This is a genomic window from Streptomyces sp. NPDC059455 (genome assembly GCF_042750115.1).
GTDB lineage: Bacteria > Actinomycetota > Actinomycetes > Streptomycetales > Streptomycetaceae > Streptomyces > Streptomyces endocoffeicus.
Genome location: NZ_JBHYVB010000070.1, coordinates 1 through 20,182, shown reverse-complemented (window position 1 = coordinate 20,182; position 20,182 = coordinate 1). Strand labels below are relative to the sequence as shown.

13 protein-coding genes and 2 pseudogenes are annotated in these 20,182 nt (G+C 69.3%); 9 read left to right on the top strand and 6 right to left on the bottom strand.

Going from position 1 to position 20,182, the window contains the following annotated elements:
- Positions 1-1,128 (top strand): DUF885 domain-containing protein (locus ACFXB5_RS24620; protein WP_385211526.1); only part of this gene is annotated, 1,128 nt, incomplete at its 5' end.
- A 91-nt stretch (positions 1,129-1,219) separates the two neighbouring features.
- On the opposite strand, the gene ACFXB5_RS24615 is transcribed toward ACFXB5_RS24620, so the two are convergent.
- The 3 genes from ACFXB5_RS24615 to ACFXB5_RS24605 form a co-directional block, all read right to left on the bottom strand.
- On the bottom strand, positions 1,220-5,392 hold the full coding sequence (locus tag ACFXB5_RS24615; RefSeq protein WP_385211524.1) for a type I polyketide synthase: 4,173 nt from the start codon (positions 5,390-5,392) through the stop codon (positions 1,220-1,222).
- Positions 5,393-5,395: 3 nt separating this feature from the next.
- Positions 5,396-7,438 (bottom strand): AMP-binding protein, encoded by a 2,043-nt coding sequence (locus ACFXB5_RS24610; RefSeq protein ID WP_385211522.1) that lies wholly within the window; start codon positions 7,436-7,438, stop codon positions 5,396-5,398.
- Between the two features lie 1,426 nt (positions 7,439-8,864).
- Positions 8,865-9,701: a response regulator transcription factor gene (locus ACFXB5_RS24605; protein ID WP_385211520.1), complete on the bottom strand. Its 837-nt coding sequence runs from the start codon at positions 9,699-9,701 to the stop codon at positions 8,865-8,867.
- Between the two features lie 787 nt (positions 9,702-10,488).
- On the opposite strand from ACFXB5_RS24605, the gene ACFXB5_RS24600 reads away from it, so the two are divergent.
- The 5 genes and pseudogenes from ACFXB5_RS24600 to ACFXB5_RS24580 form a co-directional block, all read left to right on the top strand.
- Positions 10,489-10,734, top strand: a complete 246-nt coding sequence (locus tag ACFXB5_RS24600) for a hypothetical protein (protein ID WP_385211518.1) — start codon at positions 10,489-10,491, stop codon at positions 10,732-10,734.
- 390 nt (positions 10,735-11,124) lie between these two features.
- Positions 11,125-11,613 (top strand): class I SAM-dependent DNA methyltransferase, encoded by a 489-nt coding sequence (locus ACFXB5_RS24595; RefSeq protein ID WP_385211516.1) that lies wholly within the window; start codon positions 11,125-11,127, stop codon positions 11,611-11,613.
- Positions 11,610-11,924, top strand: coding sequence for a hypothetical protein (locus ACFXB5_RS24590; protein ID WP_385211514.1), 315 nt, complete (start codon positions 11,610-11,612; stop codon positions 11,922-11,924). Before ACFXB5_RS24595 ends, ACFXB5_RS24590 begins: the two co-directional genes overlap by 4 nt.
- Before the next feature lie 174 nt (positions 11,925-12,098).
- Positions 12,099-13,190, top strand: coding sequence for an integrase core domain-containing protein (locus ACFXB5_RS24585; RefSeq protein ID WP_385211512.1), 1,092 nt, complete (start codon positions 12,099-12,101; stop codon positions 13,188-13,190).
- 337 nt (positions 13,191-13,527) lie between these two features.
- Positions 13,528-13,726, top strand: a pseudogene (locus tag ACFXB5_RS24580) (transposase); the annotation flags it as partial.
- A gap of 162 nt (positions 13,727-13,888) precedes the next feature.
- Here ACFXB5_RS24580 and ACFXB5_RS24575 read toward each other — a convergent pair.
- Positions 13,889-15,229 carry an FAD-binding oxidoreductase gene (locus tag ACFXB5_RS24575; protein ID WP_385211510.1) on the bottom strand — a complete coding sequence of 447 codons (1,341 nt, stop codon included), beginning with the start codon at positions 15,227-15,229 and terminating at the stop codon, positions 13,889-13,891.
- A 47-nt stretch (positions 15,230-15,276) separates the two neighbouring features.
- Positions 15,277-15,495 (bottom strand): hypothetical protein, encoded by a 219-nt coding sequence (locus tag ACFXB5_RS24570; RefSeq protein WP_385211561.1) that lies wholly within the window; start codon positions 15,493-15,495, stop codon positions 15,277-15,279.
- Between the two features lie 84 nt (positions 15,496-15,579).
- On the opposite strand from ACFXB5_RS24570, the pseudogene ACFXB5_RS24565 reads away from it, so the two are divergent.
- Positions 15,580-16,056: pseudogene (locus ACFXB5_RS24565) on the top strand (IS5 family transposase); the annotation flags it as partial.
- Between the two features lie 300 nt (positions 16,057-16,356).
- Here ACFXB5_RS24565 and ACFXB5_RS24560 read toward each other — a convergent pair.
- Positions 16,357-17,133, bottom strand: a complete 777-nt coding sequence (locus ACFXB5_RS24560) for an isochorismatase family protein (RefSeq protein WP_385211508.1) — start codon at positions 17,131-17,133, stop codon at positions 16,357-16,359.
- Positions 17,134-18,192: 1,059 nt separating this feature from the next.
- On the opposite strand from ACFXB5_RS24560, the gene istA reads away from it, so the two are divergent.
- Together istA and ACFXB5_RS24550 are read left to right on the top strand one after the other, a co-directional pair.
- A complete protein-coding gene (gene istA, locus ACFXB5_RS24555) occupies positions 18,193-19,668 on the top strand; it encodes an IS21 family transposase (RefSeq protein ID WP_385211559.1) in 1,476 nt (491 codons plus the stop codon).
- 60 nt (positions 19,669-19,728) lie between these two features.
- The gene (locus ACFXB5_RS24550) at positions 19,729-20,139 is read left to right on the top strand and encodes an ATP-binding protein (protein ID WP_385211506.1); all 411 of its coding nucleotides are present in this window, start codon (positions 19,729-19,731) and stop codon (positions 20,137-20,139) included.
- The last annotated feature ends 43 nt before the right edge of the window (positions 20,140-20,182 follow it).

Sequence of the window (20,182 nt, the reverse complement as noted above, 5' to 3'; positions counted from 1 at the left end):
AGCCCCCCCCCCTTCCCCCCCCCCGCCGCCCGCCCCCGCGCCCCCCCCCCCGGCTTCGCCGCGTTCCTGCGCGACGAACTGGCCCCCAGGGCGCCCGAGGAGGACGCCGTCGGCGCGGACGTCTACCGGATCGCCTCGCGGCAGTTCACCGGCGCACGGCTGGACCTCCAGGAGGCGTACGCATGGGGCTGGGAGGAGTTCCTGCGCGTCGAGGCGGAGTTGCGCCAGGTCGCCGACCGGGTCCGCCGTGGTGCCACACCGGCCGAGGCGGCCGCCGTGCTGGACGCCGACCCCCGCTACCAGGTGCGTGGGCGGCGACAACTGCTGGAGTGGATGCGGTCGCTGTCGGCGAAGGCACTGACGGCCCTGCGGGACCGCGAGTTCGGCATCCCCGATGAGCTGATGACGCTGGACTGCCGGATCGCACCGCCCGGCGGCGGCGTAGGCGCCTACTACAACGGGCCCACCCAGGACTTCAGCCGGCCCGGCACGATGTGGTGGTCGGTGCCCGCGGACCGGCAGGTGTTCCTGACCTGGCGGGAGGCCACCACCGTCTACCACGAGGGTGCACCCGGCCATCACCTCCAGATCGGCACGGCGGTGCGATGCTCGGACCGGCTCAACTCGTTCCAGCGACTGCTGTGCTGGGTGCCGGGCCACGGTGAGGGCTGGGCGCTGTACGCCGAGCGGCTCATGCGGGACCTGGGCCACCTCGACGACGGCGAACTACTGGGCATGCTCGGCGCGCAGCTGCTGCGGTCCGCACGGGTCGTCATCGACCTCGGCATCCACCTCGGACTCGACCTTCCGGCCGGCTGCGGATTCCACGAAGGGGAACGCTGGAGCCCCGCACTGGGCCTGGAACTCCTGCTGAGCCGGACGATCGTCGACCCCGGCCAGGCCCGTGACGAGATCGACCGGTACCTCGGCTGGCCCGGTCAGGCACCCGCCTACAAACTGGGCGAGCGGCTGTGGCTCAGGGCCAGGGACGAGGCGCGCCAGCGGCACGGCGATACCTTCGACCTGCGGACCTTCCACCGGCAGGCACTGGAGATGGGCTCCATGGGGCTGGACACCCTGCGCGAGCAGCTCGACGCGCTGCCGGCCGGTGCGGGGCCCACTGGATGACCTGACCTGACCTGACCTGACTTGACCTGGGCCGGTGCCGCGGTGCGACTCGGTGACACCGGCCCCGCCGTGTTGCTCAGCGCCGTGCTGCTCAGCCCGTCGTGGTGTCGAAAGCGACCTGCCGGATCAGCTCGTGCCAGTGCGTCCAGAGTCGGCGGACGTCGTCCACGGGCACATGGGCACGGTGAATGACGTCCACGTGTATCGCGCCGCCGACGGGGATGACGTCGAAGAAGAGATCGAACTTGGCCTCCTTCACCGGCGGCAGCACGATCTCGCCGCGTGCCCCGCCCAAGGCCACCTCGGGCACCGTGGGATTGAGGTCGAAGACCACGGAGGTCAGTTCGCGCCGCGTCGCCCAGGGATCCGTCACGGCGCCCTCGCGTTCCAGCGCCTCCAGCATGCCGTGTAGCGGGAGGTCCGCCCGGCCCATGTCCTTGAGCAGGGCCCGGCTCGTCCGCCGGTGGTGCGGGAGGAAGCCCGGCCCGGTCCTCCGGCTGCGCACCGGCACGTAGTTCACGAAGTGACCCACCCAGCCGAGTTCCCGCTCATCCCGCCGCTGGTCCACGGGGACCCCGACCACCAGATCGTCGCGGCCGGACAGCCTGTGCAGCGCTGCGGTGAAGGCACTGAACGCCACCATGAAGGGCGTGCTGCGGAGGGCCGGGCACCGTGAGGTCAACGCGTCCCACACCCCCTGCTCCATGCGGAACGTCTGCCGTGTCGGCGGGCCGGGGCGCATGGATGCGGCCGCTTCGGCGCCGGTCACCCACAGGGGGGCGGGGCGGGCGTCGAGGCGGCCGCGCCAGTACGCCACCAGCTCCTCGGACGCGCCTTCCCGCGTCGTGGTGGCACCGGGCTGCCTGGGCACGGCGTCCCGTACGGGATCCGCACCGTCCACGGCCTGTCCGTGGGCGGTGGCGAGGTCGGCGAGAACCGTGCTCACGGACGTGCCGTCGAACACCAGATGGTGGGCGGAGAGCACCAGGTCACTGCGGTCCGCACCGCGGCGCACCAGCAGGGTGCGGAACAGCGGGCCGGCCGCGAGATCGAACGGTGCGTCGGCGAACTCGCGTACCGCCGCGTCGGCCGAGGAGTCGTCCTCGGCCACCGTGCGGAGCATGTCCGGACCGGGGGAGCCGGCGACGACGAGATGCGTCCCGTCGGGTGTGAACACGGCGCGCAGCGCGGGGTGCCGCCGGCAGACGGCGCGCAATGCGCGGCGGAGCGGCTCGGTCTCGACAACACCCCGGAAGGCCAGCACCACGGTCTCGTTGTAGGCGACGTCCTCCGGACCCGACCTGCGGCACAGCTCCCACAGTTCGCGCTGGTGAGCGGAGACCGGCCAGCGGTCGGGCCCCGGTGACTGTCGGGGCCGCCCGAGCAGAGCCAGCTGCTGTCGCATGACGTCGAGTTGTGCACGGACGAGGGAGCCGACGGAACGGCCGGCCGGCACGACGGGCGCCGCCGCGCGCTGCCCATCGGCCGAAACGGAAGGCGCCACGGGGACGGAAGGCGCCACGGAGACGGAGGACGCCGACGACGAGGATTCCTGGACACGGGCGCGGTCGTGGCGGACCGTGGGAAGGAAGGTGCCCACTGCCCAGTGCGACTCCCGCTGCCAAGGGTAGGTGGGCGTGCCGGGCAGGAAGCGGCCCCCGGCGTAGACCGCCTGCCAGTTGATGTCGGCTCCCCGTACGTACAGGTCGGGAAGCACACCGCGCGGGCCCTTGAGGTCGGCGTCCTCCGGGCACGCCGCGTGCACGACCTGTGCCGTCGCGTCGGCCTGCTGGGCGCTGGCACGGATCGCGCCGCCGAGGGTCGGTCGCGGACCGATCTCCAGGAAGGCGGTGAAGCCCCAGCGGACCGCTTCCTGGACCGCTTCCCGGAAGCGGACCGGGCCCGCCAGGCCACGGGCCCAGTGCGTCGCGTCCAGCCGTGTGCCGTCGAGGAGCGATCCGGTGACGGAGGAGAACAGCGGGGTGCCTCCGGGGCCGGTGGCGGCGCCGGCCCCGGAACGTTCCAGTGCAGTGGCGGCGTCGGCCATGACGGGGCTGTGGAACGCGAAGCGGCCCGGGAGCGGACGGCAATGGTGACCGGCCCAGTGCAGTTCACGGGTGAGTTCTGTGACGGCCGCGGCGGGACCCGACACCACGACGCTGCGCGGGGCGTTCTCCACCGCGATCACCACCGTGCCGGAGTACTTGTCCAGGATCGGGGTCACGGCCTCCGCGGGTGCCGACACGGCGACCATCCGTCCGTCGTCGGCGTCCTGCATCGTGGTGCCCCGGGCCAGCACCAGCGCGGCCGCGGCATCGAAGTCGAGCAGTCCGGCGGCTTGCGCCGCCGCCGTTTCGCCGGCGCTGTGCCCGATGACCGCGGCGGGCGTCAGTCCGAACCGGCCCCACAGCAGGGCGAGCCCGCTCTGCACGGTGAACAGAAGTGCCTGGGCGACATCGGTCCGTGACAGTTCCCGCTCCGCCGCGGCGTCGTCCCGCGTCAGCAGCTCGAGGACCGAGATGTCCAGCGGCCCGTCGAACGCCCGGGCGCAGCGCTGTGCGTGCTCGGCGAAGGCCGGTTCGGCCAGCAGCGCCGTACCGGCCCCGGTCAGCTTCTGACCCTGCCCGGAGAAGACGAAGACGGTGTCCCGCCAGGGTGTCCCGGTGGCCCGGGACAGGGAGCGCGGAAGGGCACCGCCGGAGCTGAACGACTCCAGTTGCTCGCGCAGTTCGGCCGGGTCGGCACCGGTGAAGGCGGCACGGACCGGACGGTGTCTGCGGCCCGCCGCCGCGCTGTAGCACAGGCTGCCGATACGTCCCGGGCCGTCGGTCTCGGCGTCCACCGCCCGCAGATAGCGTGCGGCGAGCGCGCGCAGCGCTTCGTCGCCGACGGCCGAGAGCGGCAGCACGAGGGGACCGGGATGCCGCTCGGGCGGCCGGTGGGGAACCGGGGCGGCCTGCTGGACGACGATGTGCGCGTTGGTGCCGCCGAAGCCGAAGGAGCTGACGGATCCGACACGAGGGTGCCCGGGGGACCATGGCTCCGTCCGCTGGGCGACCACCAGCCGGGTGCCGTCCAGCGGCAGGCCCGGATTCAGGTCGCGGGTGTGCAGCGTCGCGGGCACCTGCCCTTCGCGCAGGCACAGCAGGAGCCGGATCAGCCCCGCCATGCCGGCCGCGGCCTCGGAGTGACCCAGGTTGGACTTGACCGAACTCACCACGCAGGGACCGGCGTCCGGGCTCCGCCGGCCGTACGTGGCGGCGAGAGCGCCGATCTCGATCGGGTCCCCCAGAGGAGTGCCCGAACCGTGTGCCTCGACGTGGCCGACCTGTTCGGGCCCGATCCCGGCGTCTGCCAGCGCCGCCCGGATCACCGCCTCCTGGGCCGGGCCGTTGGGCGCGGTCAGCCCGTTGCTCCTGCCGTCCTGGTTGACCGCCGAGCCGCGGATCACGCCGAGGACGTGGTCCCCGTCGGCCTCGGCCAGCGCGAGGGGCTTGAGCACCAGCACCCCGCAGCCGTCCGACCGTACGAATCCGTCGGCCCCGGCGCCGAACGAGCGGCACCGTCCGGTGGGCGACATCATGCCCGCCTTGGACGCTGAGACCCACTGGTCGGGTGCGAGTACGAGGTTCACGCCGGCCGCCAGGGCCAGTCGGCAGTCACCGGCACGCAGGCTCCGCACCGCGAGGTGCACGGCCACCAGGGAGGAGGAACAGGCGGTGTCCACGGCCAGGCTCGGCCCCGCCATGCCGAAGACGTAGGAGAGCCGGTTCGCGGCGATGGAACTGGCCTGCCCAGTGCTGAAGTGCCCGTCGACCGCGGGCAGGTCCCGCCCCAGGAGCCTGCCGTAGTCGCTGCCGCTGATCCCCACGAAGACACCGCCGCCCGACACCGCGGCACCGTGCCGCTCGGCTCCGGCCGTCTCCAGGGCCTCGTGCGCGGTCTCCAGCAGCAGCCGCTGCTGGGGGTCGATCTGGGCCGCTTCGCGGGGCGAGATACCGAAGGCCTCCGCGTCGAAGCGGTCGATGTCCTCGATGCATCCGGCCCACTTGGTACTGATCATTCCCGGCCGGGTTGGGTCCGCCGCGTACAGGTCGGCGGTCCGCCAGCGGGACTCCGGGATCTCGGTGATGGCGTCCGTCTCCGTCAGGGACAGCCGCCACAGGTCCTCGGGCGTGCGTACGCCACCCGGAAACCGACAGGCCATGCCGATGACGGCGATGTCGTGCTCCGCCGAGCCGTCAGCGCTCTTCGCTTCGCTCATCACTCAGGCGTGTCCTTCCGGCTGCCCGAGTACCGCGGTGAGCCGTACCACGGTGGGATGGTTGAGGATCCATTCCACCGGCACCGGGCGGCCCACCACGGGCTCGATCGCCGCGGCCAGTTGCTGGGCGCCGAGCGAGGACAGTCCGTACTCGGCGAAGGACTGGTCGTCGGCTATCCCGTCCGTGGGAACCCCGGTGATGCGGGACAGCAGCGTGCGCACCATGGGCTTGAGGAGGTTCGACGGCAGCGCCGCCGACGGGGTGTTGGCGGATGGGGCGACGGGGGCGGGGCGGTTCCCGCGTCCGTTGAGGACGGCCAGGGTGAGCCGGCTGAACTCGCCGTTCTCCAGCCGGCGTCGGCACTCCCGGCGCTGAATCTTGCCGCTGGTGGTCCTGGACAGGGCGCCCCTGCGCACGATCACCAGCTCGGAGACGGGCAGTTGGCAGTCGGACCACACGGCGTCCCTGACCCGCCGGGCGAAGTCGTCCGCGGTCGTCTCCTCCAATGCCGCTCCGGTGACCTCGACGACGACGGCGAGTTGTTCCTCCCCGTCGCGTTCGAGGGCGAAGGCCGCCGCCGAACCGCTGGTCAGGGAGGGGTGGCAGCTCTCGGCGACGTACTCGATGTCCTGGGGGTAGTAGTTGTGCCCCTGGAGAACGATCACGTCCTTGCGGCGACCGGTCACGAACAGCTCCCCGTCCCGCAGGAAGCCCAGGTCGCCGGTCCGCAGGTGGACGCCCCCCGATTCCTCCCCCGCGATACGGGCCCCGAACGTCTCCTGAGTGGCCTCCGGGAGCCGCCAGTACCCCTGGGCGACGCTCGCCCCCCGCACCCAGATCTCCCCGATCTCCTCCTCGCCGCGCGGCAGGCGATCGACCGGATCGACGATGCGGACGACGGTGCCCGGGAGGGCGGGGCCACAGCTGACGAGGGACGTGGTGTCCGTCGCCCGGTCCGCACCCACCACCCGGCTCTCCGCCAGGGCGGCGGTCGACACCCGTACGGTGCGGGGCAGGTCGGTGACGCGCTTGGCGCTCACCACCAGCGTGCCCTCCGCCAGACCATAGGCGGGGCTGTAGGCACGCGGATCGAACCCGGCGGCCTTGAAGGTCTCGGTGAACCGCCGCAAGGTGGCGTCGCGCACCGGTTCGGCGCCGTTGAGCGCGACCCGCCAGCTGGACAGGTCGAGCTGGTCCAGGTCGTGTGCGGCGCCGCGTACGCACAGGTCGTAGCCGAAGTCGGGGCCCCCGACGTGCGTACCACGGAAGTGGGAGACCGCCTCCAGCAGACGCCGGGGCCGCCGCACGAACGCGCCGGGCGACATCAGATAGGCGGGTACGCCCAGCCGGAGGGGAGCGACGACACTGAACACCAGCCCGAAATCATGGAAGAAGGGCAGCCACGACACGATCACGCTGTCGTCCTCGAAGCCGAGCGCGGTCTTCAACGCCGCGGCCTGCTCGGCGAAGTTGCGGTGCGAGACCATGACGCCCTTGGGATGGCCGGTCGAGCCCGAAGTGAACTGGAGCAGCGCCAGGTGGTCCGGGGTGATGTCGGGAGCGGTCCACGCTTCCTCCCGGCCGTCGGTGCCGTCGTCGGTCTCGATCCAGTTCAGCTCGTGCAACTCCGGTGCGTCCGGGAAGCGTTCGAGCAGCTCGCGGTGGGCGGCCCGGGTGGTGAGGACCGTGGTGGTGCCGGCGGACTCCGCGATCGGTGCCAGGCGGGCCAATTCGGCGCGGCGGCCGGGGAACTTCACCGGGGCCCCGGCGATACCGGCGTAGAGACATCCGGTGAAAGCACGGATGAATTCGAGGTCGTGCGGATAGGCAAGAATGGCGTGCCGGTCGGTCAGACCGGATTCCTGCAGCAGTGCGGCGCGGGCCCGTGCGGCCCGGTCCAGATCCGCGCGGGTCAGGCTCTCTTCGACCCTCGTGCCGTCACGCAGATAGGCGTAGACGATTTCGTCGGGAGTTTCTTCGGTGCCCTTGCGTAGAACGTCCACCAGGCTTCCGTGAGGGAGCACGGAATCGTTGACCGCAGTCATGGGGGGAATAGCCTCCTCGTTCCTTGCGTTGCAGGCCTTACGGGAAGGCGCGGGGATATCGGATATCCCCCTGCGGAAGACCGCTCACGGAAGCTTCCGTCATTTTGCGTAGATCTTCCGCTCGATTGTCGGAGGAAGTCAACAAGCAGCATTACTTATTGCGCCGGACCGGCCACCTTGGAGCCTCCGAGGATCAACTTTGGTGCCCGGGGGCCGCATCGAAAGTAGGCGGTGGAGAAAGCCCGGACGTGCGCCGGCTGTGCGGGACCGGCCCCGGCGGCTCCCGGCTGACGTGCGCAACTGCGGCGATCGCTGATCATGCGCGCGCTCCGGCACCGGTATCGTCTCAGGAACAGGACGCACAGGGTCGTGGGGCCGCAGCGCTCCGACCCGCCCGGCACATCGGGGACCCGAGCACCCAGCCCCAGCGCGTGACCCCGGCACGCGACTCCTGCGGCGGGCTGTGAGTTGGACCGTTATGGGTTCCTCGGGAGCGGCGAACGCCCGGGAGCATGCGCTGCGCACGCTCCAATGGCGCTGCTGGTCACTCCACGGTCGGTCCCGCGCCGGCACGCACGCCTCGTCGCCAGGAAGTTCACCTGTGCACACCACCGACCGGGCCGACCGCCGAAGCCGGAAGCACCGCGGCAGTTGGTCCCGCGCCTCGCACGGGAGAACCCGGGGTGGGGACGCTGGTTCGTGCTCTTCTTCATCGACCACAGCACCCGCCGGGTGCACATCGCCGGCGCCACACGCAACCCGACCGGCCCCTGGATCACCCAGCAAGCGCGGAACTACCTCATGGACCTCGGGGACCGTGCAGAGTCGATCAGGTTCCTTGTCCGGGACCGCGGCGCGTACTTCACCGATAGCTTCGACGCCGCCTTCCAAGCGGCCGGCATGCGCGTGGTACCCACGCTGCCCGCCGTGCCACGGATGAACGCCAACGCCGAACGCTGGAGTCATGCCGACGCGAGAGGCAACCGACCGCATCCTGATCACCGAAGAGCGCCACCTCCGCCTCGTCATCGGCGAGTACGCGGAGCACTACAACGGACACCGGCCGCACCGATCCCCCGGGCAACCGGCACCAGACCGACTCACCGACCCCGAGCCGCCCGCCGGAGCCGGTGGAGCGGGAAACGGCATGTGCACCGACTGGAGAAGACCCTTCGGAACGCGCGCACATTCGTGAAATACGCTGCCTGCCCGGACGGGGCAGGTACTGGTCGCCGTCGGCGGCACGTGTGCGAAGGCACATGCCTCGGCAACTCGCCGTCGCGGGGGGCATAGTGCCGTGCCGGCAGGCGCGGCCGGACAGTCCCGTTCGGCCACCGATGACGCGGACGCCGTGTTTCACCGTCCTATGTGGCGTGCGGCGGGAAGATCCGTGGTACCCGCGGCTACAGCGGCTGTTTCATACGGATCAGCAGCCCGCCTGCCCCCGGCCCGCACCGCTCATGCTCTGGTTCCGCGGTGCGTGGCCCTGGGGCAGGGGCGGCCTGGGGGCTAAGGCGGCGCCGGGCGCACCACGCTGGGTGGACAGCAGAGCTGGATAGAGGGGTACGAGCCCCAGCCGGCATGCCGTCAGTGCCACCTCGACCCGGTTGCGTACGTTCAGTTTGGTCAGAATGCTGGACGCGTAAGACTTGATGGTGTTCTCGGCGACCCCCAGCCGCCTGGCGATCTCCCGGTTCGATAACCCGTTGCCGATACCGCGGACCACCTCCAGTTCCCTCGAACTGAGGTCGGCCAGTTCGCCGGGCACCGTGGCCGGGTCATGGTTCGGCAGAAGGGTGAAGCGGGAGAACAGACGCCGGATCGCCGGCCCGGCGAGGAAGGGTTCTCCATCCGCGACCGACCGGATCGCGGTCGAGAAAACCCAGTCCGGGGAGTTCTTGAGCACATAGCCGTGGACACCGGCGCGCATGGCGCACAGCAGGGTGTCGTCGGTCAGCTCCTGCGCCATGAGCATGATTCTGGTGCGACGGGTCGTGCCGCCGGGCCGGAGGCCGCCGCGGGTGACGTCCAGCCAGCCGGCCGGCGGCAGCGAGGCGTCCACCAGTACCACGTCGGGCCCTTCCCCTTCCACCAGTTGGAGGGCTTCCGCGGAGTTCCCGGCCGTACCGACGACCTGGACTTCGGGACCGCGCTCCAGCAGCGATTTGATGCCGACTCTGGCGAATTCCTGGTGGTCGGCGATCACGACCCGGACGGGCCGGACCACCGTACTGACCGGGCGCGGAGCGTGGGCAAGTACCATGACGATCCCTTCTCGCCTGACGGGAGCGTTCTCGCTCCCGCATTCTGTGACCTCATGGAGGCCAGGCATCGATGCCGGACTCGGTGGTTCCGAGCCGGAGGGAGTGTTTCGAGCGGTGTTCCACATTGATTTGACGTTCGATTGACTGGCGGAGCGGCGGATCCGCCGCCCGGGAAGGCCGCGCACGGGCGGCGGCGAAAGCGTTCCTTCCCTGTCACGCTTGCCTGTGACCTGCGTGTTTCTTCTCAGGGTGGTCCGGTCCCGGGCGTGGTGGCCGCTGCGGCGAGGGCGGGTATACGGCGTTTGACGTCGCGCACCGGCGCGGCGTCCCCCACGGCTCCACGGCCCTGTTCCATAAGCCGGGACCACCTGGTGAGCGGAGTTCGGCCGTGGGCCATGGCGGAGGCCGGGTAGGCGATCAGGGCCTGCGCGCCGGCGGGGGAGAGCCGCGACCGGTCTCGGACACCCCCCACGGCTCGCCGCCGGTCGCGGCTCAGGAGGACACCGCGGAAGGCCCCGTCAACGGCTCAGTCCACGGAGATCCCCGCCTCCGGGTGAACCGTTTGCGCCGTGGGGCCGTTGTTGCTCACCAGAAGGCCACGTCGGACTCCAGCCGTCCCCACATCGCGTGGCCCCAGGGCCACCGAAGGCGGGACAGTGAGGGGTGTCCGATCCCCTGTCGCCTGTTCATCGACAGCAAGAAGGGGGGTTGGTGTGGACAAAGAATTCTTGACCGCGGAGCGGCAGGCGAAGTTGTCGGAGAGTTACCACCGGCTAGGGGAGGTTCTTGACGCCTGAGCGGCGGAAGCACGAGACTGAAGTGGCTTGCCGGGGTGAGCGGGCGAGCGAGATTGACCTCCGGCGCGTCGACGCGGAATTTGTGATCGCCTTTGAGGCGATGCTTAAAACGGGGCATCGTCATGTAGAAGCAATGGAAGCGCATGAAAACATGAGATCTCGGCTGCTGGAGAGCGTTCGCCAGCAATTGGAGCGTCGTGGCTCCTCGAAGAAGAATCCGTTGCCGGAGACGTGACTGTGGCTCATACCTCGGCCTGTTGTCGCGAGGTCTTCCGGTAGCCCCTGGCACCCTGTCGTCGCCATCACAGGGGAGTCCCGATTGCGGGCGTACCCGTGCAGCGTGTCGAGGATCGGGGAGGATGGCTCGGGCCGCTCCCCGATGGCCCCGACCCTGGCTTGCCGAGATCCGCCGGTTTCCCGGGTGCGAGCCGCGGCCCGGATGGTCGGCCGCGTTGCCGTACACGTACGCAGGCAACGAAATCCTCAAGTAGGTGAACCGTTCCTCGGTATCTGCCGTGGCGGTAGGTGACCCTGCCGATTTCACCCCGTCCGAGGAGGCAGCGTGACCCCTCCAACCGAGTGTCGGCGACCAGGTCTGAACGATCTCCCAAGGAGGTGGCCAAGGGTGGGCGGGGAGGCTGCTGATCCGGTGCGGGAGGCGTACGACCGCACAGCTGTGGTCTACGACCGGCTGACGCGGGCTGATGACTACGACGTGTGGGTCGGTCTCTACAGGCAGCTGATCGATCGTCATGGCGCGCCTGGCCGTGATCTGGTGGATTTGGGGTGTGGTACGGGCAAGGCCGCTTTGCGGCTGGCGTCCTCGGGATTCCGGGTGACGGGTATCGATCTCTCGCCGGAGATGGTCCGTATGGCGTCTGCCAAGCCGGGAGCCGAAGAGGTGCGGTTCCTCGTCGGGGATCTTCGTGACCTTCCCGAGGCGGGACCCTTCGATGTGGCGGTCGCTCTTGGCGAGCCGCTCAACTATCTCACCGACGAGGGGGAATTGCGGGCGTCCTTCCGGAGTGTGGCGGGTGTGCTGCGGCCGGGGGGAATCTGTTCGTCTTCGATGTCAACACGGCCGGCTTCTACCGCAGGCTCGCCCAGACGATGAGCGTCGAGGAAGAGCCGGCATCGGTCACTGTCCACCGGGGTATCGCGTCCCCCCGGCAGGCGGAGGCAGCGGATCTGAAGATCGACTACTTCGCCACGGCGGACGGCGTCACCTGGCAGCGCACCAGCACGCTGCACTCGTTCTCCTATTTTCCCCCCGCCCACGTCGAACAGCTGCTGCACAGCGGTGGCCTGACGCAGGTGGCCGCCTACGGGCTCCACCGCGGCGAGCTGATCTCGGGCAGCGACGAAGAGCGTGACCGCAAACGCCTGGTCGTTGCCCGCAAGGACCCCGCTGCCCCCGGCCTGTGAGGCGAGGCAGAGGTCCCACCGGAACATCGTTCACGGAACGGAGGTGACAGAGCATTGCGGGTGCCGATAATTCATCCACACAGGTCGGGAGTCTGATCACGGATCTTCGGCTCTCCTTGTCATTCGCCCAATTGCCTTCACCCGCACAGGGCCCGGGCGGCATCATGATCTGTCGTGCTGCTGCGCCTGGCCTACCTCACCGCGACCAATGCCCTGGCGTTCCTACGCCTCCTGCCGATGAGCGACAAAGCGATGGACATCGAGATCCTCGTACTCCAGCACCAACTGTTGGTCCTGCAACGCCAGGTCGGCAAGCCGACCTTCAACGACACTGACCGCGCCGTCCTCGCCGGCCTGCTCCACCACCTCCCCAAAGAGAAACTGCGGCACCTTCTGCTGCTGGCCCGCCCCGACACGGTCTTGCGTTGGCATCGTGACCTGCTCAGGCGACGCCATGCCGCGACCTGCGTGCCCAAGCGGCGCGGACGCCCACGCACCATCCGCTCGATCCGCGCCCTGGTCCTGCGCCTGGCCAGGGAGAACGCCTCATGGGGGTATCGCCGGATCCACGGCGAACTCGCAGCACTGGGCATCAAGGTCGCCGCCTCCACCGTCTGGGAGATCCTCCGCGAGCACGGCATCCCGCCAGCGCCCGATCGACAGAGCACCACCTGGGCCGACTTTCTCCGCAGTCAGGCCGAGGCTCTTCTCGCCTGCGATCTTTTCGAAGTCCGCACTCTGACGGGAGCGCGCCTGTACGTCTTCGCCGTCATCGAGCACGCCACCAGGCGCATCCGGATACTCGGCGCCACCGCACACCCCACCGCAGACTGGATCGTGCAGCTCGGACGTAACCTCCTCATGGACCTTGACGACGCGGGCACCAGGGCACAATTCCTGATCCGCGACCGAGACTCGCAGTTCACAGCCGCCTTTGACGCCCTGATGACCGACGCCGGTCTCAAGGTCGTCATCACCGGCATTCGGATACCCCGGATGAACTCGCTCATGGAGCGCTGGATACAGACCTGTCGCACCGAACTCCTGGACCGGACCTTGATCTGGAACCAGGCCCACCTCCTCCACGCACTGCGCGAGTACGAGGCCTTCTACAACGAACACCGCCCACACAGAGCCCTCGAGCAAGCCGCCCCATGCCGCCCGCTACCTGCACCCATCACTCAACAAGACGAGCTCGCCCACCTGGAAATCGATCGACGAGACCAACTCGGCGGAACCCTCCACGAATACCAGCGAGCGGCCTGAGCTGCGCGGATGACTATTCGGCACTCGCACTGTCCGACGCCTTCACCTCTTACTGCAACCACGAACACCGGCACTCGGGCATCGGATGGCACACGCCGGCCAGCGTCCACTTCGGCACCGCCGAGGAGGTCCGCGACCAGAGAGCCGTCACCCTCTCCGGGGCATACGCCCGCCACCCCGAACGCTTCGGCCGCCGCCCCACACCACCCGAGATACCCCGCAAGGCGTGGATCAACGACCCCGCCAAGCGCAGGGAAACCGAACCACAGACCTCATAGCTACACAAACGTCTCACTGGACTTGAAATCTTCCGGTGAGTCTGGAGTACCCAGGTGTCCTGAGGGACGTGTTCTCGGAAGTGTCACGCTACCGAGACGGAGTTGTACGCGTGTCTGATCGTCCGGGGCGACGCGCTGTTCGAGTTATGCGACGCCCTGTTATGCCCGAATGGGCCTGTGGGGACGCTCGTCGATCTGGCGCTCGCCCCGGAACACCGCCGCGGGCACGGGGCTCTCTACGGCGGCCTCAACCAGGGGCCGTTGCCGTAACGGTGCTGGCCACCGTGGGGGAGGCGCGGTCGCCTATGCGGAAGAACTCCCCGTCCTCGCCCTCCGGCACCGACAGGCGTTGGAGGTCCTTGTACCTGTCGTCGGTGCGCTTGAGCAGGAGTAACTCTGTTGGTCATCTCCTCGTCGCGTTCAGGGCGGGAACGGCGCGGACGGCAGGGCGAAGTTGGTGTCGAAGAGGTGGTCGGGGTCGTAGTGCGCCTTGAGCGTGACGAGCCGGTCCAGCACCGCACCGGGAAAGGCGTCCTGGAACTGCTGCCGTCCGGTGCGGGTTTCGAAGCTCGGGTAGAGGCCGTTCAGGTGAGGGTGGAGAAGATCCCACCGCTGGTCGAGGTCGGAGCCCTGGCCGGGCACGGTGGCGGCCATGAGGGAGAAGTTCTGGGTGCGGTGTGAGTAGGCCATAGCTGCGGACTGCGTGTCATTGACCGCTCCGCCGACCGAGCGCAGTTGCACCATGCCGGCTACCTCCAGCAGACCTGCGATGTTCTCGGCGGCGAGCGGTGTGATGTGGTCGAGCAGCCCGGAGCGAGATACGGTGAGCGGCTGTTGTGCGTACTGCAGCCCGCGGCTGGCGGGCAGCAACTGGTGGTAGGGGGTAGTGAAAGCCTGGTTGCGCAGTACCGGTCCGGCCGCCAGCAAGGGAGCGAGCGCCGCGCCAACCATGGCCGCGTCCGTGCCCGCGTACACCGTCATCGCCTGCGCGACAGCTTTCCCGCCGGGACCGAGGACGAGGGTCAAGAAGCTGGTAACTGCGCGGGGCGCCGCCTCAACCGCTGCGCCCCAACGTGTCAGGAAGGCGGCCGGGTCCGAGGCGTCGTACACGGTCACGGCGGCGGTCACCTCGCGCACCTGCGCGGGGTGGAATTCGAAGGCCGTAGCCACCCCGAAGTTGGCGCCCGCCCCGCGTACGGCCCAGAAGAGGTCCGGGTCGTGTGCGGTGTCGGTGCGCACCACGGATCCGTCGGCGAGGACAACTTCGGCGGCGCGTATATGGTCGATGGTCAGGCCGTGCAGGCGGGACATCAGGCCGATGCCTCCAGCGGTGGCCAGCCCGCCGACGCCGACGTCCCCGGTGTCCCCAGAGGAGATCGCCATGCCGTACGGCGCGAGAGCCGCGGCGACCTCGCCCCAGCGAGCCCCGGCCGCCACCCGTACCAGGCCGGACTCCAAGACCTCGACGGTGCCGAGCTGAGAGAGGTCGACGACGATCCCGCCGACATTCGTGGACCGCCCGCTGATGCCGTGCCCGCCGCTGCGTACCGTCAACGGCAGCTGGGCTGCTCGGGCATGGGCCAGAGCCGCCCCGATGTCGTGGGCGTCGCGGACGAGGAGAACAGCGCCAGGGGAACCGAGGCGGGTGTAGGTGTGCCGTACGGCGCCGTAGCGGGGCTCGCCCGGTCGTACGGCGATGGCGGCGAGGTCGTCAGGCAGGTCGAGGGATTGGAGCCGGGACGGGTTGTCGGTGGTGCGCATCGCTGTCTCCGCAGGGTGCGAGGGCTCTTGCCGGGGTCCGCTGTCCGCTATCGCAGCGGGGCCGTGCGTATTCCGTGGGCGCGTGTGGCCAGGTACTGGAGCGAGGCTTCGGAGTATGGGCCGCTGCCTGCGACGAGCTGACCCGCGTGCGCCCCGAGATCCTCGGCGCTGAACCACTCGGGGCTGTCCGCTCCGATCGCGGAACGCGGGCGGGTGCGGATGGGGCCGATGATCGGCTCGTAGACCCGTGGCCCCTTGCCGTCCAAGGACTCAACGATCGTGCGGGCTCACCAGCACGCGGCCGGGGCCCGCAAAAAGGGGCCCCGGCCAGCGAACCCGACGACCATGCCATCGGCCGCTCCCGCGGCGGGCTGACCACGAAGATCCACCTCGCGGCCGATGCCCGCTGCCGGCCTCTGGCGTTCATTCTCACCGCAGGCCAGGCGGGTGACGCACCCGCCTTCACCGACGTCATGGCCCGCCTGTGCGTTCCCCGTCGGCGAGGACGGCCTCGCACCAGGCCGGACCTGGTCCTGGCCGACAAGGCGTACTCCTCCCGCGCGATCCGCGAGCACCTGCGCAAGCGCGGCATCCGAGCTGTGATCCCTGTTCCCGCTGACCAGCGCGCGCACCGGCCACGTCGGGGCAGCTGGGGCGGCAGGCCACCGGCCTTTGACCGTGAGACCTACAAGCAGCGCAACGCCGTCGAGCGGTGCATCAACCGCCTCAAGCAGTGGCGTGGCATCGCCACCCGCTACGAGAAGACCGCCACCATCTACCTGGCCGGACTCCACATCGCGGGCATCTTCCTCTGGTCCGCCCGGTGATCCAAACGAAACTGCCTAGCCGACGACCCACGCTGGGGTCGAGAGTCCGGGCGTCGGCGCGGTGCCGAGCGTCGATCTAGCTAGTGACTCGGCATTGCTACGACGTCGCCAGCGGTTGACCCACTTTCGGCCCGGGAGAGATGCTCATCGCGGCAGCGACGTGGGCAACCGGGTGGGAACAGCATCGCTAGACCAGGCGTCCGCCGCCTTCGACCGCGCCGGAGTCGGCACGCCGTCGATCTCGATGGGCTCCACCGCACGTGCCCGCTCGTCGGCATGCTCCCGGGAGGGGTGAAATCGTTATGACCGTTGCATCAGCGACTTGGTGAAAGCGTAGGCTTGTACGCCCTTCGCCATCGTGGGCTGGTGCTCGCGCATAACCTGCTGCAGGAGCGGGCCCCGTGCCGAGGTGTGGTCGTACTCGAGTTCACCGGCCAGCGAGTACCACGTGGTCGGCACCGCGCCGGCCTGAACCATGCGCTGTATGGCGATGTCGTGGGTCTCCTTGGTGAGGGAGCCGGAGGCGTCGGCGATCACGTACACCTCATAGCCCAGACGCATCGCCCCAAGGACACTCTGCAGCACGCATCCCTCGGTCGACACTCCCGCGATCGCCAGCTTGCGGCGGCCGGTGGCCTCGACGGCGGCCGCGAAGCTCGCATCTGCGAAGGCGTTGGTCGCGCCGGGGCGCTCGATCACGGGAAAGTCGTCGCCGATAACCGCGAGGAGCTCGGGGTAGAGCGGGCCGGAAGGTTTGTCGCTTTCGCCGTTGGTGACCACGAGGCCCGTCTCGAAGAGCGTCGCGGTCTTGGCCAGCCCGACGACGTTGTTGATGTGTGTGCCGAGGTCGTGAGAGCGCAACAGGTTCGCGAAGCCGACCGCGTGGTCGATCAACACGATGGTGGTGTTCTCGGGCGTCAGCGGCTCAGGGACCGGCATGATGTGCCTCTTCTCGTTCGTCGTTGTGGATCGGTGTCTTCGGACGGATGTCAGCGGGTCGGTCGGCAGTGTGGCGCAATCAATTCCGGGAACGGCGTCGAGTACCTGGCCGCGTTGAACCTCCGGGATGCCCGGCATCAACACGATGGTTCTCCGGTCCGGCGTCCGCCTCGGAGGCGCTGACGCGATTCCCGTCCACGACCACCAGGTTCCGGGTCATGCCGGTGACTGGGCCCTACGCACGCCATCGGCTGCTGCAGGTCAGACATGGGCAGTACCGCTCCTCGACAGACCGACCACTCCTTGGTGACCAAGTGGTCAATAAAAACCATACACCCCGCTGAGTCAATTGACCATCCGTACACTTGGGCGGATGGGCGAGCGAATTGCCGACCGCACGCCGCAGCCCGAGCCTGCGCCGGACAGCGTCGCGGCATGGGCGCGATCGGATGGCGAGCCGGGCGGTGATCCTTGAGGCGGCGCCGGTGGGGCTCCAGGAGTACGGCCACAGCAAGACGGCGATCCCGGCCGTCGCCACGCGAGTCAGCGCCCCGGCTCGCGATTGTTCTGGGCAGCTTTGTCGTGCTGATCGCAGCAGCAGGCGCACTGCCCGCAGGTCGACTCGTTCCCGTCACGGGGATCTCCCGCAGCCGCTGACGGCGAGGCCGCACTCCGCCCGAGAGCACCCCAACTGGTCCGGGTGCGGACCAACGAAGACGCAGACGGTTGCTCCGAAGCAGGTTTCTGTCGAGACGGGGGTGCCGGGCGCGCGACCGCCGAGTTGCCCGGGCGGCCCCTGTCGACCATGAGTGGGCCGCAAGGGAGGCAAACCGGACGGGACGGCAAGGACCTGGTTCACAGGATCGAGGCTTTGGAGCGGGATCAGTTGCCGGCTTCGCCGGGGTGGGTGCTGTTCCTCAGCGTCGGGCAGTACCTTGAAGGTGGCGTCACCTCACTTGGGCAGCCGGTGTGTAGGCACCGCGCTTCCGTAGCTGACGGCGGCCGTGGCAAAGTCCAGATGCGCGGCCAGCCGAGTCCAGGCTGATGGCCACCGGAATTCCAGGTGGATGGCCGTCTGACCAGTGGTGTTCCTGATCACTTCCTTAAGCGGAGGAGACCCCTCCGACCGTTTGCTGGTGTTTGCGCGCATCAGCTACCGGCCGGAGAGGTCCCGTGACGAAGTCTGACACGGAGATTATGGAAATCCTTGAGGCGTACGACCTGACCGGGACGGTCTGGTCGGCGGCGACCTTGACGGGGCACGACCCGAAGACGGTCAAGCGGTATGTCGAGGCCCGCAATGGCGGGCGCAATCCCTATGAGCGAGAGCCGCGGCCGAAGATGATCGACGCGTTCCTGGAGAAGGTCGAGGAGTGGGTCGAGCAGTCGAAGGCGACGATCCGCGCCGATGTGGTCCACGAGAAACTCGTGAAGATGGGCTACCGGGGCAGCGCGCGCTCGACGAGACGGGCGGTGAACGCGGCGAAAAGCGCGTGGAAGGCGGGCAAGCGCCGGACGTACCGGCCGTGGATTCCCGAGCCGGGCCGGTGGCTGCAGTTCGACTGGGGTGAGGGTCCGCGCATCGCGGGGCGACGGACCTGGCTGTTCTGCGCATGGCTGTCCTGGTCGCGGTTCCGGGTCGTGATCCCGGTCTGGGACTGCACGTTGGGCACGCTGGTGGCCTGCCTGGACACCACGTTGCGACGGATCGGCGGGGCGCCGACGTATGTGCTGACCGACAACGCGAAGACGGTGACCGTCGAGCACATCGCCGGGATCCCGGTGCGGCATCCGCAGATGGTCGCCGCGGGCCGGCATTACGGCTGCCAGGTCGTCAGTTGCGTGCCCTACGACCCGGAATCGAAAGGCGGTGCGGAGGCCACGGTCCGGATCGCGAAGGCCGACCTGGTGCCCACCAGCGCGAACTTGCTGTCCGCCTACGACTCGTTCACCGAGCTCGCCGATGCCTGCCTGACCTGGTGCGATGCGGTGAACTCACGCCGTCACCGGGCGACTGGGCAGATACCCGCGAGCCGTCTGGACGTCGAACGCACCACGCTGCATGTCCTACCCGTCGAGCCGCTCGCGCTCGCACTGGGCGAGGAGAGGCTGGTCGGCTCGGACCGCACGATCAGCTTCAACGCGGTGCGCTACTCGACACCGGTGGGCTATACCGGTGCCAAGGTGTGGTGCCGGGTGGTCGGCGAAGAACTCTCCATCACCGCCCGCACCAACTCCGGGGACCTTCTCGAGATCTGGCGCCACCAGCTCTCCACCCCGGGTGTTCCGCAGATCATCGACGCGCACTACCCCGACCATCCCGATGGCCGCAGCATCCACCAGCCGAGGCTGCAACCCCGCTCGGAAGCGGAGATCGCGTTCGTGGGCATCGGCCCCGGAGCCGGGCGCTGGCTCAAGGAGGCCGGCCCCGCCGGCGCGGTCCGCATCCGCGCCAAGATGGCCCGCGCGGTCGAGCTGGCCACCGTCCTGGGCAACGACAAAGTCGACCAGGCCCTCGGCCTTGCGGCCACGGCCGGGCGCTTCGCCGACGGCGACCTGCTCTCGATCCTGGGACACATCGCCGACAGCAAGCCCGCCGGCAAGGTCTTCCGCGCGGACGAGGCCCACTCCGTCCAGAACGGAACCATCGGCTGGCAGGCCCTGGGCTGCTGACCCGACACGCCGCCCGCCACCGCATTCTGACCACACGCCACTTACGAGAACGGCACCTCCATGAGTTTTCCCAGCCCGCCCGCCCTCCCCGAAGAACTCGACAAGCTCATGCGCCGCATGCGCCTGCCCTATATGCGCAAAGCCGCCCCCGATGTCCTGGCCACCGCCCGCGCTCAACGCTGGGACCCCGCCGAGGTGTTGCGGCTGCTGATCGCCGAGGAGGTCACCGGCCGCGACGCGGCCACCCGCCGTCTGCGACGGCACTCGGCGAACTTCCCCACCGGCAAGACCCTGGGCTCCTGGCGGGCCGAGGACTCCACGATCCCCGAACCCACCCAGAACTCCCTGATCACGCTGGAGTGGATCGGCCGCGCCGAGAACTTGGTGATCGCCGGCCCGTCGGTTATGGGGCCTGAGCTTCTCTCTTCTCTGTCTGCAACGAGCGTCACCGTGAGCGTTCTGCGTCGTTGATGCATTGCTATCAACGGGAGTTCTTCAACGAGACGGAACGACA

What these genes read in the sequence shown, in the direction of transcription:
- ACFXB5_RS24615 (WP_385211524.1), bottom strand. Translation starts at nt 5,392, where the DNA reads ATGAGCGAAGCGAAGAGCGCTGACGGCTCGGCGGAGCACGACATCGCC.
- ACFXB5_RS24610 (WP_385211522.1), bottom strand. Translation starts at nt 7,438, where the DNA reads ATGACTGCGGTCAACGATTCCGTGCTCCCTCACGGAAGCCTGGTGGAC.
- ACFXB5_RS24605 (WP_385211520.1), bottom strand. Translation starts at nt 9,701, where the DNA reads ATGGTACTTGCCCACGCTCCGCGCCCGGTCAGTACGGTGGTCCGGCCC.
- ACFXB5_RS24590 (WP_385211514.1), top strand. Translation starts at nt 11,610, where the DNA reads ATGAGCGTCGAGGAAGAGCCGGCATCGGTCACTGTCCACCGGGGTATC.
- ACFXB5_RS24575 (WP_385211510.1), bottom strand. Translation starts at nt 15,229, where the DNA reads ATGCGCACCACCGACAACCCGTCCCGGCTCCAATCCCTCGACCTGCCT.
- ACFXB5_RS24560 (WP_385211508.1), bottom strand. Translation starts at nt 17,133, where the DNA reads ATGCCGGGCATCCCGGAGGTTCAACGCGGCCAGGTACTCGACGCCGTT.
- istA (WP_385211559.1), top strand. Translation starts at nt 18,193, where the DNA reads ATGGAAATCCTTGAGGCGTACGACCTGACCGGGACGGTCTGGTCGGCG.
- ACFXB5_RS24550 (WP_385211506.1), top strand. Translation starts at nt 19,729, where the DNA reads ATGAGTTTTCCCAGCCCGCCCGCCCTCCCCGAAGAACTCGACAAGCTC.